Source organism: Chryseobacterium sp. II3a, assembly GCF_057815135.1.
Genome location: NZ_JBYPZJ010000001.1, coordinates 399657 through 415629, shown reverse-complemented (window position 1 = coordinate 415629; position 15973 = coordinate 399657). Strand labels below are relative to the sequence as shown.

Genomic DNA, 15973 nt, shown 5'->3' with positions numbered 1-15973 from the left:
TTCAAGTTTTAAAAAGAAACATTAAATCCTACTGTCACTGATTTAGCAATAGGCTGTGCATAAATATTACCATACGTTTCCGGATCAAAATATCCTTTGTATCCATTACTGAATACAAACAGGTTACGTCCTTCCACACTCAGTCTTAAGCTGCTGATTCCCATAGGTGCCGTAAATTCTTTTGGAAGCGTATATCCCAGACGAATACTGCTGATTCTTAGGTAACTGATCTCTTTAGCCCATACATCCAATAATCCATACGTGTTGGAACGGTTTCCTGCAAACCATTTATTAGCCATCCAGCCATTAGGGTTTGCATCCATATCAGGACTTGTAATTCCTGGTAATGAGCCACCAGCTTCGTAAATTTCTCTTGTATAGTTTCTTCCTCTATCCAGATCCATTCCTCTGTAAGAAGGAGTACGCATTACAGTCTGCTTAAAGTTGAATGTCGCCGCAATCGTTAAATCAAAATTCTTAACCTTGAAGTTATTGATGATCCCTCCTGTGAACTTAGGATCTCTGTCTCCTACATAAGTGAAGAGATTTCTCAATTCTTCGTTTGTTAATTTTGTATCTACGAACTGTCCCGGAAGGAAGTCTGCATATACATCATAAAGCTTGAAGAATTCTTCGGCAGATACCTTTTCATTTCCTTTCCAGAATAATGGGTTTCCAGAAGCATCCATTCCTGCAGTTTTTAAAGCAAACACTGCATTTACAGGAAGCCCTTCTCTGGATGGAAGAAACGCATTATCACGAGGCTGCTCACTCAATACATTACTCTTATTATGGGCAAAGTTGATGGTAGTAGACCATTTGAAGTTTTCTTTATCGATGTTTCTTGTAGATAAAGCCAATTCAAAACCTTTGTTCGTGAGGCTTCCCCAGTTCATCATCGTATACTCAAAACCTGATTCAAGCGGCGTTTCCTTCATGCTGATCATATCTGTTCCTTTTCTGCTGTATACATCTGCAGTAAGGTTGATACGGTTTTTGAACAATCCTAAATCAAGACCAAAGTTTACGTTCGTAGTTTTTTCCCAACGAAGTTTATCATTTGGCGGGCTAATCACATTGATTACGTCTTCTCTCATTCCTGGAAGAATATTGGCATAATTGTATTCTCCAATAAAGAATGGTGAAGTATTACGGTCAATATTTCCCTGTAAACCATAGGAAGCTCTCAGTCTCATGTTGGAAACAGGTGTTATATTTTTCATAAAGTCTTCCTTCGTTACCAGCCATGAACCGGAAACAGCCCATATCGGAAGATATTTATACTTTTTGTTGACCCCAAATAAGTTCGTCCCGTCATATCTTACACTTCCGAAGAAAGTATATTTCTGATCGTAAGTATAGGATGCTGTAGCAAACATAGAAGCATAAGCATTCTCTACTGGCGGCATTTCGCGGTATGTTTCATACTTCTTTTCAGCAGCGAAATTGGCACTTGGGAAAGCAATCGGAGTAGCAGTTCTGGTATTTTTGTTATACCCAAAAGCTCTGGTAAGCGTTGTGTTATCTTCTGTTTTACGAAGCTCCGTTCCTGCCATCAAATCAATTTCATGTACAGAATTGATTTTGGTGCTGTAAGTTCCCTGTAATTTCCAGTTGTATTGGAAGAAATCGTTGTCCCAGTTTTGTTTGATGTCTCCGGCAGGCAGGAAATACTTATATCCACCGTCTTTATAATAACGGGTTCCTTCCTTCATCTTTCTGGTAAAATACGTCTCTTGTCCGGCATATTTTTCCGTCTTGTTAGTATCATACTGAATACCTAATTGAGACGTGAATTTCAGATTTTTTGAAACCTTATATTCTAAATCCAAAATCGCCTTTAATGAATGGTTTTTCAGCGTATAACTTGTATTCTGTCTTTCTTCAAGGAAGTTGAAAGGAATATAAGTATCTGCAAAACCATCGATATCTTTATCATACCTATAGCTTCCATCCGGATTAAACGGATTCATGTATGGATTAGCATTTCTTGAATAATTAATAGGGCTTGCAGCAGCATCTGCATCCGTCATAAATGATTCTTTCTCACTCTGAGTTCCGAAAACAGAGATCCCAGCTGTTAACTTATCACTTAATTTATAATTATTCTTTAAAGTAAGGTTATAACGCTTAAATCCTGTACCAATCGTTGTCCCTTCTTCATCATAATACCCTAAAGAGAAATAGTAATCTGAAGTTTCTCCTCCTCCGGAAATACTTACTCCATACTGTTTATTGATGGCATTTCTGTATAACAGTTTCCCCCAATCAGTAGTGTTATTTCTTAGCGCATTGATTTGGTTACGGGTCAATGGACTTAAAGCACCCAGGCCTCCAGTCCTAAAATCATCAAGCTGGTTATTCTGAGTTAAAATTCTCATCACCTCCCCCTTGTCTGCACGGTAAGTAAGATCTGCACGCTGAGCCAGCATCAATTCAAGATCTACTTTCTCTGAGGCGTTCATCAGGTTTAATTTCTCAAAATCAGGACGGGCTGTTACGAAAGTATCTGCAGAGAAATTCAATCTCATGCTTCCCTTCTTTCCTTTTTTCGTAGTGATGGAAATTACCCCATTGGCTGCTCTTGCTCCATAAATGGCTGTTGCAGCAGCATCTTTCAGGATGGTAATATCTTCAATATCATTCGGGTTCAACCCTGCAATAGAAAAATTCTGAAGCTGATCGATATTATCCTTATCGCTGAAGTTAGGAACATCATTTCCTTCTAACGGAAGACCATCAATTACCCATAGCGGATCCTGAGGGCCAGACAAAGACGCTGTTCCACGGATTCTGATTTTTGCAGGTCCACCCGGCGATCCTGTTTCCGGAGTCACCACTACCCCGGCAATCTGTCCGGATAGCATTTGGTCTACACTTGCCACCCCAGCCTGGCTGATGTTATCCATTTTTACCGTAGCAACCGCTGAAGTCTGCTTACGCTTTTCAATCTTCTGATATCCGGTAATGATCACTTCCTGAATCTTGTTTTTATCCGAAACTTCAGGAACCAATCTTACCGTATAGTTGGTTTTATCTTCATTGATTAGAATGATGCGGGATTCATACCCTGGAAAACTTACTAGGATAGATTTGATCCCTACTGGTATTTCCAGTATAAATTTTCCGTCCTTATCAGCTACTGTACCTACAGATACACTTTCGATAATACCGTCTAAATCTGTTTTTGTAGAAACGGACTGGGTTTCTATTTTTATAGATGCTCCTGCAATTACGCTGGAAGTATTACCGTCTTCTATCTTTCCTGTAATGGTCTTTTTTTCCTGAGCCAATGCAACCTGGGCCGCTAAAAGAGGTAAAAGGATTAGAGTTTTTTTCATTGCTGTTTATTTGTTTAAAGCCTCTTCAATACGAATAATTAAATCTGAATAATGCGCTCTTGAAGCGTCATCACCTCTGTATCTGGTTCCATTCAGGAAGTTCAGAACTTTTTGTAATTCTGATCTTTTGTACGTAGTTACTTCAGATACTCTCTTCATGGATGAATAATTGATGTTTCTAAGGTTTTTACCTTCTTCATGATAGTTGCAGATCATGGGCATATTTAATGTCTGATCTGTCTTCAATGTTTTTACGGCTGTTTTTTCGAATAATTTGTTCACCGAAACAATCAATGCATCCACATAGTTCTTCTGCGCCATTTTCTCAAGCATCGTAAGGCTTCCTCTCTTGTTAAAAATGGCTGTTCTTACCTGTTCAAATAAGTTTTCTACTGTGTAGATCTTATCTTTTGAACCTGAAACTTCATGCTTCAACTCGTTCTCAAGGAGTCTAAGCAATCGGTCATCCATAAAAAGGGAATAGATATTGGCATACTGCATTCCTCTGGCCAGGGTATATGGTGTCTGTTCAAACGGTCCCATTGGGGAGTTTTTCACCGAATATGTTTTCTCAGTAATCGGGTTAAAGAATAACCACTCTGGAAGATTGATCGAGTTTTTAACCAAATAATCAACCGCTCTTCTCTGGGTTTCAGCAGGAACTGCTTCATAGGCTTTTTTCTTATTACCAAAAACTGTATTGTTCAGGTAAATTCCTCCTACATTTGCCATTACATGTCCTGTATACAGATCCCATTGTCCAATTACGCCCATGTATAATTTACCAGCATCTGTATAATCTTTACCATCTTCATAGGTCCATTTTAAAAGATTATTGGCAACCACTTTAAGGTTCTTCATTCCGTATTCGCTGGCTTTCATTGCATCATCACCTAAATCTTCAGACTGCGAACGCGGGTCTATCGTTTCAAGATAACTTTGTTGTTCACCATAGAAATATAATGGGTCATCTTCATGCTTCTCTATTAAATTTCTCAGCGCTTTTTTCTCAGCGAATTCATCCGGATACCAACGGTACCCCCATTCAATAGCATATTTATCATAGATTCCGATCTTTGGAGTGATGGCTGTAACTCCATCTTCCGGTTGTGCCACATAATTGTAACGGGCATAATCCATAATGGAAGGAGCTGTACCCCCCATCTTATCGGTAAATTCTTTCGAACGAAGAGATTCTACAGGGAATGCAAAAGAGGATCCCATGTTATGCTTTAACCCGAAAGTATGACCCACTTCATGAGAGGATACAAAACGGATGGCTTCTCCCATATATTCATCACTGAATTTATTCGCTCTCGCTCTGGAATCAATAGGCCCTATCTGAATTCTCATCCATTCCTGAAGAGAAGTCATTACATTGTGCCACCAGATGATGTCTGCTTCAATGATTTCACCACTTCTTGGGTCTACTACAGATGGTCCCATCGCATTAGACTTTGGAGAAGCAGCGTATGTGATTACGGAATATCTTACATCATCAATATCAAAATCTTCATCTTTTTCATCCGGCATCTTAGCGATAACAGCATTTTTGAAACCTGCCTGCTCGAAAGCAACCTGCCAGTCATGAACTCCTGCAATGATCTTTTCACGCCATTGTTTTGGTGTGGAAGGATCTATATAATAAACAATCTGCTTTTTAGGCTCTACCAGTTCACCTCTCAGATATTTTTCTTTGTCTTCATCTTTAGGTTCCAGGTTCCAACGGGTGATGAAAAATTTCTCATCCATTTTCTGCTGCTGGTCATTGAAAGACCAGTGCTTTTCGCTGAAAAACCCTACTCTTGCATCTGCAACCCTTGGTTTCATAGGAACCTTAGGAAGCAGTACCAGATTGCTGGTTACTCCAAGTGTTACCGGAAGATCCACACCGCCTTCATTTACAGAAGTGCTCAGTTGGGATTTCACCACAAGATTTTCCGGGAATGTTTTTACTCCTTCAATAAAGGAAAGACTTGATTTTACTGATCCACCAAGGCCTACATTAGCCAATACATCATTAAAGCTTTTCTGATTTCCGTCAAAAACCTTATTCACTTTGATGGCTACCGAAGTAGAATCATTATTCTGAGCTTCAATATCAAATACCTCAATTACAGATCCTGAAAAGTTATCTTTAACAGATTTTGTAATGGCATCATTTTTAGGAGAAGACACCTTAGCTTCAGAAGTTCTTACCCATACTTTTTTGGCAACACTGTCTTTGTAAAAAGAAATGATCTTATTCTCATAGTTCATTCCTTTGTTCAAACCAGCCTCATTTACCTGCAATGGTACCTGAGACAGCTTGTTCACTACCAAAAACTGGCGTCCCATTAAACTGTCAGGAATTTCAAAATAAAGATCTGTTTTTACCTGAATGGTATTGAAAATCCCTTTTTTGTACGTTCCTTTCTTAATCAATTCGTCAATTTTCTTTGTCTTCTTTGATGATGAAAGATCTGCTTTTTCGGTTTTGTCCTTGGTCGTTTTTACAGTGTCTTTTTTCTGTGCAAGGACAGCAGGCGATGCCATAGCTAATCCAAGATACAGAGCAAGTCTGTAATTCTTCATTAAAATAGTCCGATTCATTCCAAATAGTAAATATCTTAGTTTCAGCTGGCAAAGCTATAGGTATAGTGAATTATATAGGGTGTTTTAGGGAGTGAATGGTGATTATTCGGGAGTGAATGGATTTTTTCATTTTATTTCATTAATGGCAAAAAACATATAAACTTTTCACCATCTACAGAAATATGAAGCGGATTTTCTCTAAAATACTCATAAACCTGATTCAAATAATCAATTCCAAATTTCTCTCCCTGTACTTCTTCCGTTTTGGGCTGATACGTATTCTTTACCGTGATGCCTTTCCCGTCTACTTCTATTGTAATTTCCAAAGGCTGATCTATGGTGGCAACATTATGTTTAATAGCATTTTCCGTTACGATCTGAAGGGATAAATAAGGAATTCGTTTCTTTAAACTTTCGGGATCTTTTATAATGAGCTGGAAAATCAGTTCTTCATCAAACCTGCTCTTCAAAAGCTCCATATATTTCCGGATAAAATCAATTTCTTTGGAAACAGGGACAATATTTTCTTTTGGCGGAACAATCAGGTATCTGTAGATTTTGGAAAGATTCATCGTGAATTTCTGAGCATTCTCTTTATTAATACCTATCAGCATATATAATGAATTCAAAGAATTGAAAAGAAAATGCGGGTTGATATTATTTTTAAGCTGCTGAAGCTGATTAATAACTTCTGCTTTATGCATCTTTTCATTATCAATTAACAGAAGATTTTTTTCGGACTGTATTTTTTCTTTTTCCCTGTAAGCTATACTGGTAGACCGTTGAAATAAAATAAAAACTGTTACAATAAGAAATAGAGCAGCCAGAAATATATAAACAGTATAAGCTTTAACCTTATTAGTATTCTCATCAATGATAAAGTTGACATGATTCACTACTGCATACCCATCAAAATTATCTGTTTTCAATGGTTTTATGAACCGTGTGACTTCCATTCCCAAATACTCTGAAGCTGCAATCCCTTCAGTGTATCCTGATTTTGTTTTATTGCATAACGTGTCCTCCGCTTTAATATCTGTGAATTTAAAAACATTTTTTCCAATGTACTTTTTCTCGGGATGGGTAATACAAATTCCTTCTTTAGTAAAAACGTAAGCATAGGTATTTGAACTTTTATCTACATTGGTAAAATATTGATGCAGATCATCTAAACTTACCGTAGAGCCATAATAAAGAACATTTTTTTCAGGCAATACCAAGGAATCATAACTTACCCAATACATACTGTCTTTACGGGTTATCAAAAGGTCTTTAAAATGTCCGGAACCGTTATTTTTTATGGAAATGGAGCGTGCTGTCTTATTCCTCTCTTTAAAAAGGTCTGATAAAGGATTATTGCTTTCATACGTTCCGGTTTTACTATGGTCATAATAATACCAGCTATAAGTTAGCAGGTTTCTTTTTTTATTTAAATCATTTAAAACCAACGAATAATCTCTATAGTTTTTCAGTCCGTCCTTTTGAATCAATTCACGAAGCAGATACTGATAATCTTCAATATTCCTGAATTCACTTTCCACTGATTCGTACTTCCTGAAAAATGTCTTTTTGGCAAAATCTTCGTTATTTTTACGGTTATCTTCAGCGATCAAATGGCTCAAAACAGCAAAAGCCACTACTGCAATTAAGCAGGTGGATAAAGCAGCAGCATAAATAGATTTTTGGGATAAGGCGTTTTTAAAACTAATACTCAATTCTTCTGCATTTATATTGTCCCCAAAAAAAGAAAGGCAATACCTGAAGCAAAGCCTATATTTTATAATTTATTGTATGGGATAATTTATTCGTTTGCAAAGATATAACAAAGATTCCAGGACCATTGAGTGAAATAAAATTATCTTAAAAATCCTGATAAATACAACCTGTTTTTGATGAAAAAACTGAGGATAAAATGATTTCTTTTGTACAAAAACAAAAACTGCCCTATATACAGCAGTTTAAATATATTCTGGTTTGCATTCTATTCTATAAGTTTTTTAATAATTCTTCAGCATTCAAAACGGATGCAAACTCTTCATTCAAATTGGCTAATGCCATGAGATGAACCAATTCTGCGTCATACTTTTCTCCATTTATTCCTATTCTGTCAAAAGCGGCTGTTGCATCTGAAATAACATAAGTTTCATATCCATAATTTCCAGCCATTCTTGAAGTTGTAGAAACACAATGGTTGGTGGTAATGCCTAGAATTACTACAGTATTTATTTTCTGAGCCTCTAACCTATCTTTCAGATCGGTTCCTATAAAAGCACTGTTCACGTTTTTAGTGATAATGCATTCATTACGCTGAGGCAAGACATTGTCATTAAATTCAAACCCAGGATCAGATTCATGTAATTTAGATTGAGGATTTGTTGAACTGTGTCGAATGTGAAATATTGGCAAATTAAGCTCCCTCCATTTTTCCAATATTTTTCCACTTATTTTTTCGGCGTCTTTATTATTTCTATTTCCACCCCAATAGTTTTCATCAAGAAATCCTTTTTGAATATCTATAAGGATTAATGCTGGCTTTTTATCTCTTAATTTCATATTATTTATTTGAAAAGTCTGCTCATCAAAAACTTTTTATACTGATCAGTCAAGGGACAATTAAAAAGGTCAAATACATGAACTGCCCCCGGAATCACCCAGAGCTCAGTTGCCACTCCTGCCTTATATAGTAATTGAGAGAACTCAATGCCTTCATCTCTTAAAGGATCAAGTTCACAGGCAACAATTGTTGTTTGAGGCAGTGCAGAAAAATTATGGTATTGAGTAAGATCTGAATAGGTAACACTATTCTTCATATTTTCTTTGCCTAAAAAATGCTGCCATGCTATTTCTGCATATCTTTTACTCCATAACGGAGAGTCTGTAAATTCCTGCATAGAAGAAGTATTCAATCCATTATGAATAACAGGATACAATAAAAATTGATGTTTAATATTATCTATATTCTGGTCGGCAGCCATCTGAGCTACTGCTGCTGCCAAATGTCCTCCTGCACTAGCTCCCATCACGGTAAGCTGTTCAGTATTTATTCCTAGTTGATTTTCGCCTTCATCAATCAGCCATTTCAAGGCATCAAAACCATCCAGAATAGGTATAGGAAACCGATACTGAGGCGACAGCCTGTAATCAACAGATATAATGGTCGTCTGCAATTCATCTGCTATCTCAAACATTTGGCTGTCGACCTGCTCTGGTAAACCAAAAACATAACCGCCTCCATGAAAATAGATCAACGTCTTGTTTCTATTAAAATTCTCTGGTTGATAAATATGCAATCGTATTTCTTCACCATTCACCGAACTTGAAATGAAGATATTTTTTATCTTAACATGATCCGGCCGTTTCACAGGATGAGTCTTTGTAAATTCTATTCTTTCCTTCTGTACCGCTTCCGGAGCATTTAAAAATATACTCTCATCGATCTCCAATGAATACGGAACGTTTTCCATGCTGGCCCTCAGCTCCTTATTAATTCTATTTAAATCCATAACATACCCATCTAAAAAAACTATAATAAAAGTCTGTGAAAACAGGACATTCATCCTATATTTCTTCTTTTATTTGTAAATTTAAATCATCAATCCGGTAAAATACAAACCTACGATAGATTGTAGGGAACGAACAAAAATGTTAGTATGAGCATTAAAGAATCATCCACCAATAACGAGAATAAAAAGACGCTGGAATCAAGCTGTTCCGAAATATATGCTGTGAATCTGATTAGCGGACGATGGATTCTTTCCATTTGCTATCATCTCAAAAAAGAAAAGCTGAGGTTTTTTGAACTGAAAAACAGAATTCCCAATATTTCAGAAAGAATGCTTACCCTGCAGCTTAAGAAAATGGAACAGGAAAATCTGATTGCAAAAACAGTATATGCTGAGGTTCCTCCCAGAGTGGAATATGAATTATCTGAAATAGGAAAAAAATTACTTCCGGTACTCAGCCAGCTGGAGATTTGGGGTAAAGAACACAAAGAATCTAAGAAAAAAGGCTAGTTATAATTGTGGTTTTATTATATTAGAAATAAAACCAGACTTATTGTATTCTGCTTTATCAACACCTAAAAACAATTGGAATCTAAAGATATAAGTCTTAAAATTAGTTAATATAGCCATTCTGCTTTAAGATTCCCTCATTTATATTTTGAAAATTATTTATCTTCGCTTCAAATCTTATTTGAAAATGAAGAAGATCATCTCCGGGATATCTATTGTTTGCTCTATTGCCATCTCTGCTCAGGAGACTATACAGTTTCAGGAACTACCATTTAAAGAAATTATAGCAAAGGCCAAAAAAGAAAAAAAATTGGTTTTTATTGATGCGTATGCTTCCTGGTGTGGACCATGCAAAATGATGGAAAAAAATGTTTTTCCTCAGAAATCCGTGAGAGAATACTTCAATACCAACTTTATCAATGCAAGATTTGACATGGAGAAAGGAGAAGGCAGAGATCTTGCTTCCAAATTCGGAGTACGATCTTATCCTACTTATCTTTTCCTGAATGGTGAAGGCGAACTTGTTTCCAGAAACACAGGTTATATGGAAGAAGGTATGTTTGTGGCAATGGCTCAGGATATTAATTCACAAGGAAATAAAAAAGGCTCTCTGAAAGAAAGATTTGCTAACGGGGAAAAAAATCCTGAATTCCTTATCAATATTATGAAGCTTAATTCTGATACTGATTACGAGTTTGCAAAAAAAGCATCTGAAAGATATTTTGAAAATAAAAAAGCATCTGAACCTCTTTCAAAAGATGAAATAGGGTTTATGTTATTTTTCCTGAAATCTACAGAAGATTCCAATTATAAAGCCTTTGTTTCCCGAAAAGCAGAGATCATCAAATTTCTTCCCGAAGAAACATACACTGAATTTGATTCCCAGTTAAAGCTATCAAAAATTGTAGAACAGTCCATTGATGATAAAAACAAAAAAGTAAATGATGATTACTTTATGAAAATGGCTGAACCATTAGTTGGGAAACAAACTGCAATTACTAAATTGAATCAGACCAAACTTAACTATTACGAGCGAAATGCCAATTTCCCGGAATACGAAAAAGCAGCTTTGGATTATTACAAAAATCCTGAAACATTCAATCCGGATGAACTTTTAAGAGCAGCATGGGTATTTGTAGATCATGTACAGACACCATCTTCTTTAAAAAAAGCGACCGAATGGGCTGAGAAATCTGTAATGCGGGGAGAAACTTCAGAAAACACCTACATCCTGGCTAAGCTTTATTTCTTAACAGGAAATAAGGAAATGGCAAAAAATTATGCTGAAATGTCTAAAAACATGGCCGTTCAAGCAAACAGAGATTCTAATCTAGCAGAAGAATTATTAAAACAAATAAAATAAACACTTGATGAAATACAGAGTATTAATGGGTGCTTTGGCATTCCTGAGCATAGGCTCACTGAAGGCTCAGGAACAGGAACAAAGCGAAGATAAAGGTTTGTATGTAAAAGGTAATGCTCTTTTTTTACCAATAGGAATTTTTAACCTAGCTGTAGAAAAGCAGATCAGTCCTAAATACACCCTACAAGGAGATGTTTTTGTCTCACCGTGGAAGTCTTTTGCAGGACATGAGTTACAATTTTACTCTGTTTCTGCTGAAGGAAGGTATTATTTCAAAGAGGCTTTCAAACATTGGTATATAGGAGCGAATGTCTCTGTTGCGGCATACAAAGCTGCTAAATGGAACTATTGGAATGACAATGTTACCCAAAAAGAGGATGGAGAATATGTCATGAATTCTAATCTTTACCAAAAAGGATACTCTATTATGTTGGGTATTACCGGAGGATATCAATTTCAATTATCTGATCGCTGGAATCTTGACCTCTATGCCACCATAGGAACTTCGCAAAGCTTTTATAAAGGATATGACAGAACAACCGGAAAACGCTATGATGATGCAGAAAACTTTAATAAAAGTGGTGAAATAATCCCCTACAGAGGCGGTGTAATGATCTCCTACAAATTTAAATAATACCATGAAACCATTCGGAAGAAATCATATTATCATTTCAGTGATCACTTTTGTGATCCTTTTTTTAATGAATTATCTGGGAAATGATCTTCCAGATAAGGTACAAAGAGCCTTATTAACTGCTTTTGCAGGTGTCGTAGGTTTAACGATTGGACTCTTTATCTTAAACAAGGGTAAAAATGATAAAAATCCACCCCAAAATTTTGATTAAAAATTAAAGGTTGGAAGCTGGAAGCACGAGGCTGGAAGTTACTTTAGTCGTACCACCACTAGGTCATTAAAAAAAGAATACAAGTCATCCTTTTTGACCTTCATAACTTCCAGCTTCCATCCTCAAACCTTTTCTATTCCCATTAATCTTCATACACTACATATCGGGTTCTGATCTTTTCAAAATCCACCAGGTCTTTCTTCCATGAAGCTTTAATTTCTGGGATTGATTTCCCGGCAATAATTTGCTTTCTGAATTCATCAGTCCCGGAAAGAGTATCAAACCACAAATTTTTTAAAAAGAAATCCAACTGAGGATTTTTGTAATTCTGGTAAGCCTTGATTACCCATTCTAGATTCAGTTCTCTTAGATCCTTAGGATAATTGGAAAGGTCTTCGCCATAACATAATTTCCCATTCAGGAATGGATCTTTAGCTCCATAACTTGGCTTAGGAGTAAATTTATAGGGTAAACTTTCCGTCCATGGAGAACCATAGATTTGGAAAGGCTGATCTGTACCTCTTCCTACAGAAACCTGAGTTCCTTCAAAAAAGCATAAACTTGGATATAAATTGATCGCTTTATCATTAGGTAAATTCGGTGATGGTTTGTCTAATATCGGATAACGTTGTTTTTTATGGTAGTTCTTCATCTGGATTAAAGTATACTTTGCCTGAACTCCATTTTTCAGCCATTTTTCTCCATTCACCATTTTTCCATACTCGCCAATAGTCAGCCCATACACTACCGGAACCTCATGCATTCCTACAAAACTAGCCCATTTTTTTCTTAAAACAGGTCCATCAGTATATCCATCGTGAGGATTGGGACGATCCAGAACCAACACTTCAACATTATTTTCAGCACCTGCTTCCATCAGGTAAGTCAAAGTAGAAATATAAGTATAAAACCTCACTCCTACATCCTGAATATCAAAAACAACAAGATCAATTCCTGCCAGTTGTTCAGGCTTCGGTTTCTTGTTACTGGCATACAGGGAAACAATAGGAATTCCGGTCTTCACGTCTACTCCATTTTTTACTTTTGCCCCTGCATCAGCATCCCCTCGGAAACCATGCTCAGGAGCAAAAATAGCTTTGATTTTCACTCCGTTTTTCACTAAAAAATCCACCAAATGAGTTTTATCATTCATCAATCCTGTCTGATTTGTCACGACACCAATGGTTTTATCTTTTAATAGGGGTAAATAAAGCTCAGGCTGATCTGCCCCGGTTTTAAAATCCGGTTGAACTTGAGTTTGAGAATAATATTGGTTGAATACTCCTAAAAAAATTAGGCAAATCAGAAGTAAATTTTTAATTTTGAAATCTAAATTCATAAGCTTGAAGTTTCCTTTATATTTCTCTAGAAAAATAGCGTTTTCCAAAGATAACAAAAATAACCTTTCAAGGGTTATCATCTTCATTGGCAGGCTTTCCGTGGCACTGGGAATTATTGTTTCCCTGATTACAGTAGCCACCGGATTCGGCTCCAAAAAAGCTATTAAAGAGAGACTCGCAGATTTCAGCGGACACATTACGGTAAGATCTACCCGATCTAATTCTTCTTATAATACATCAGTTTTAGATAACCAGGGACTGAATATTGCCAAGATCAAGGAACTTCCTGATGTGGAAGCTACCCAAAAATATGTAACCGTTACCGGAATTATGCGTAATGAGCATAATTTTGCAGGAATTATATTTAAAGGAATTGGAAAAGACTTCGACAGTTTAAGATTTAAAAAATTCCTTATTGCCGGAACTACACCTAAGGTAACTGAAGTAGGTTTTAATAGTGATGTTGCTATTTCACAAAAAATAGCCAATGATCTCCACCTTAAACTCAATGACAGTATAGTCACAGTATTCTTAAAAGCCGATCAAAAACCTCTTTATAGAAAGTTTAAAATCATTGGAATCTATAGAACAGATATTAAACTCATCGATGAACAGTTTGTGATTGGTGGGATTAATCATGCGAGAAAAATTCAGGATATGAAACCTGACGAGATTGGAGGAATTGATATTTTCTTAAAAAATGTAAATGATATTGATAAAGATTTCCCTGATATTGAAAAACTGATCGGTTATAAAAACTATGCGGAAAAAGCAACAGAGAAATTCCCACAGATTACTGACTGGATTAGTATTTTTGATACCAATATTGCTCTTATTATCATCATCATGCTGATTGTAGTGGTTATTAATATTATTATGGTTCTTCTGATCCTTATTATTGAAAGAACGAACTCTATCGGTTTACTTAAGACCTTAGGAGCAAGCAATGCGCAGATTAGAGCTACTTTTATCAATTATACCCTTATCATCATGATTCCGGGACTTTTATATGGTAATGCCATTGGATTAGGGTTAATTCTGATTCAGAAATTCTTTGGAATCATTAAGCTTAATCCTGAAAACTACTATGTAAGTACTGTTCCGGTAGATCTTAATCCTATTGCCATTGTTTCCATTTCATTAGGAATTTTGGCTATATCTGCTCTTGCATTAATTATTCCTAGTTATCTGATCAGTAAGATTTCCCCGGTGAAAGTAATTAAGTATAACTAATTTTATTATTGGTTAAAAAATTAAGCTTTTAATCATCTGTATTAGTTTTTGATCTCAATACAGATAATTTTAAAAGCCTTATCTTTGCACCGCATATAAAACATTTATGAAATACGCAAAAAATATCCTTGAAACTATAGGAAACACACCATTGGTAAAACTTAACAATGTACTGGGTGAAGACTTTCCGGCATTAGTTTTAGCAAAAGTTGAGACATTCAACCCTGGAAACTCGGTAAAGGACAGAATGGCTCTTAAAATGATCGAAGATGCCGAAAAAGATGGCAGATTAAAACCTGGAGGAACCATCATTGAGGGAACTTCCGGAAATACAGGAATGGGGTTAGCACTGGCTGCTATCATCAAAGGCTACAAATGTATTTTTGTAACCAATTCCAAGCAATCTAAAGAAAAGTGCGATATCCTTCGTGCGGTAGGAGCAGAAGTAATTGTTTGTCCTACAGATGTGAAGCCTACAGATCCACGTTCTTATTATTCAGTATCTAAAAGACTGGCGAAGGAGACCGAAAACGGATGGTATGTAAACCAATATGATAACCTATCTAACAGAACTGCTCACTATGAATCTACAGCACCTGAGATCTGGGAACAGACAGAAGGAAAACTGACTCACTTCGTAGCAGGAGCCGGAACAGGAGGAACTATTACAGGATGTGGCACATTCTTCAAGGAAAAAAATAAAGATATTAAAATAATCGGGGTTGACACTTACGGTTCTATTCTTAAAGAATTCCACGAAACCGGCGAATTACACTACGATCATGCTTATACCTACATTACTGAAGGAATTGGTGAAGATATCATCCCTGAAAACTATGATATGTCTGTTATTGATCACTTTGAAAAAGTAACGGATAAAGACGGTGCAATCTATGCAAGAAAACTGGCTAAAGAAGAGGGAATTTTCTGTGGATATTCTGCAGGAAGTGCTATTGCATCATTAATTCAGATGAAAGATCAGTTCACTAAAGATGATGTTATCGTAGTTTTACTTCACGACCACGGTTCAAGATATGTAGGAAAGATCTACAATGATGAATGGATGAAGGAAATGGGCTGGCTGGACTAAGCCAGAACACAACACTATAAAATAAAAATCAGAGCAAAATAAAAAATGCCCTAAAAGTATTTAACTTTTTAGGGCATTTTTTATTATTAAAAGCTTAAGATCTTAATTTTTCAGGAGCCTAATCCCGCTATCCACTCATACTCCTCACGCCATCTCCCTTATCCTTAGCGTAAC

Annotated in this window: 12 protein-coding genes; 6 read left to right on the top strand and 6 right to left on the bottom strand. The window is 36.3% G+C overall.

Translation table 11 applies throughout. The features are described 5' to 3' along the window. Positions 1-8 precede the first annotated feature (8 nt). From AC3HD6_RS01935 to AC3HD6_RS01915, 5 genes are all read right to left on the bottom strand, one after another. Entirely contained in the window at positions 9-3341 is a 3333-nt protein-coding gene (locus AC3HD6_RS01935) for a SusC/RagA family TonB-linked outer membrane protein (RefSeq protein ID WP_488894824.1), read from the bottom strand. Between the two features lie 6 nt (positions 3342-3347). After that, entirely contained in the window at positions 3348-5933 is a 2586-nt protein-coding gene (locus tag AC3HD6_RS01930; protein ID WP_488894823.1) for a zinc-dependent metalloprotease, read from the bottom strand. 113 nt (positions 5934-6046) lie between these two features. Continuing rightward, positions 6047-7630, bottom strand: a complete 1584-nt coding sequence (locus AC3HD6_RS01925; RefSeq protein ID WP_488894822.1) for a histidine kinase — start codon at positions 7628-7630, stop codon at positions 6047-6049. A gap of 271 nt (positions 7631-7901) precedes the next feature. Beyond that, positions 7902-8468 carry a cysteine hydrolase family protein gene (locus AC3HD6_RS01920; protein ID WP_488894821.1) on the bottom strand — a complete coding sequence of 189 codons (567 nt, stop codon included), beginning with the start codon at positions 8466-8468 and terminating at the stop codon, positions 7902-7904. Positions 8469-8473: 5 nt separating this feature from the next. Continuing rightward, positions 8474-9418 carry an alpha/beta hydrolase gene (locus AC3HD6_RS01915; RefSeq protein ID WP_488894820.1) on the bottom strand — a complete coding sequence of 315 codons (945 nt, stop codon included), beginning with the start codon at positions 9416-9418 and terminating at the stop codon, positions 8474-8476. Between the two features lie 147 nt (positions 9419-9565). Here AC3HD6_RS01915 and AC3HD6_RS01910 point away from each other — a divergent pair, with 147 nt between their 5' ends. The 4 genes from AC3HD6_RS01910 to AC3HD6_RS01895 all read left to right on the top strand — a co-directional run bounded on the left by AC3HD6_RS01910 (position 9566) and on the right by AC3HD6_RS01895 (position 12136). After that, positions 9566-9928, top strand: coding sequence for a winged helix-turn-helix transcriptional regulator (locus tag AC3HD6_RS01910; protein WP_488894819.1), 363 nt, complete (start codon positions 9566-9568; stop codon positions 9926-9928). A 187-nt stretch (positions 9929-10115) separates the two neighbouring features. Next, a complete protein-coding gene (locus tag AC3HD6_RS01905) occupies positions 10116-11291 on the top strand; it encodes a thioredoxin family protein (protein ID WP_488894818.1) in 1176 nt (391 codons plus the stop codon). 7 nt (positions 11292-11298) lie between these two features. Continuing rightward, a complete protein-coding gene (locus AC3HD6_RS01900; RefSeq protein WP_488894817.1) occupies positions 11299-11925 on the top strand; it encodes a DUF3575 domain-containing protein in 627 nt (208 codons plus the stop codon). Positions 11926-11929: 4 nt separating this feature from the next. Then, entirely contained in the window at positions 11930-12136 is a 207-nt protein-coding gene (locus AC3HD6_RS01895; protein ID WP_488894816.1) for a hypothetical protein, read from the top strand. Between the two features lie 142 nt (positions 12137-12278). Here AC3HD6_RS01895 and AC3HD6_RS01890 read toward each other — a convergent pair whose 3' ends face one another. Beyond that, on the bottom strand, positions 12279-13475 hold the full coding sequence (locus tag AC3HD6_RS01890; RefSeq protein ID WP_488894815.1) for an exo-beta-N-acetylmuramidase NamZ family protein: 1197 nt from the start codon (positions 13473-13475) through the stop codon (positions 12279-12281). A gap of 4 nt (positions 13476-13479) precedes the next feature. Here AC3HD6_RS01890 and AC3HD6_RS01885 point away from each other — a divergent pair, with 4 nt between their 5' ends. Continuing rightward, entirely contained in the window at positions 13480-14709 is a 1230-nt protein-coding gene (locus tag AC3HD6_RS01885) for an ABC transporter permease (RefSeq protein ID WP_488894814.1), read from the top strand. A 106-nt stretch (positions 14710-14815) separates the two neighbouring features. Further along, entirely contained in the window at positions 14816-15799 is a 984-nt protein-coding gene (locus tag AC3HD6_RS01880) for a PLP-dependent cysteine synthase family protein (protein WP_068944225.1), read from the top strand. Positions 15800-15973 lie beyond the last annotated feature (174 nt).

Bases quoted from the DNA above. Each gene is read 5' to 3' on its own strand.
- AC3HD6_RS01935 (WP_488894824.1), bottom strand. From the start codon at position 3,341: ATGAAAAAAACTCTAATCCTTTTACCTCTTTTAGCGGCCCAGGTTGCA.
- AC3HD6_RS01930 (WP_488894823.1), bottom strand. From the start codon at position 5,933: ATGAATCGGACTATTTTAATGAAGAATTACAGACTTGCTCTGTATCTT.
- AC3HD6_RS01920 (WP_488894821.1), bottom strand. From the start codon at position 8,468: ATGAAATTAAGAGATAAAAAGCCAGCATTAATCCTTATAGATATTCAA.
- AC3HD6_RS01915 (WP_488894820.1), bottom strand. From the start codon at position 9,418: ATGGATTTAAATAGAATTAATAAGGAGCTGAGGGCCAGCATGGAAAAC.
- AC3HD6_RS01910 (WP_488894819.1), top strand. From the start codon at position 9,566: ATGAGCATTAAAGAATCATCCACCAATAACGAGAATAAAAAGACGCTG.
- AC3HD6_RS01905 (WP_488894818.1), top strand. From the start codon at position 10,116: ATGAAGAAGATCATCTCCGGGATATCTATTGTTTGCTCTATTGCCATC.
- AC3HD6_RS01900 (WP_488894817.1), top strand. From the start codon at position 11,299: ATGAAATACAGAGTATTAATGGGTGCTTTGGCATTCCTGAGCATAGGC.
- AC3HD6_RS01895 (WP_488894816.1), top strand. From the start codon at position 11,930: ATGAAACCATTCGGAAGAAATCATATTATCATTTCAGTGATCACTTTT.
- AC3HD6_RS01890 (WP_488894815.1), bottom strand. From the start codon at position 13,475: ATGAATTTAGATTTCAAAATTAAAAATTTACTTCTGATTTGCCTAATT.
- AC3HD6_RS01880 (WP_068944225.1), top strand. From the start codon at position 14,816: ATGAAATACGCAAAAAATATCCTTGAAACTATAGGAAACACACCATTG.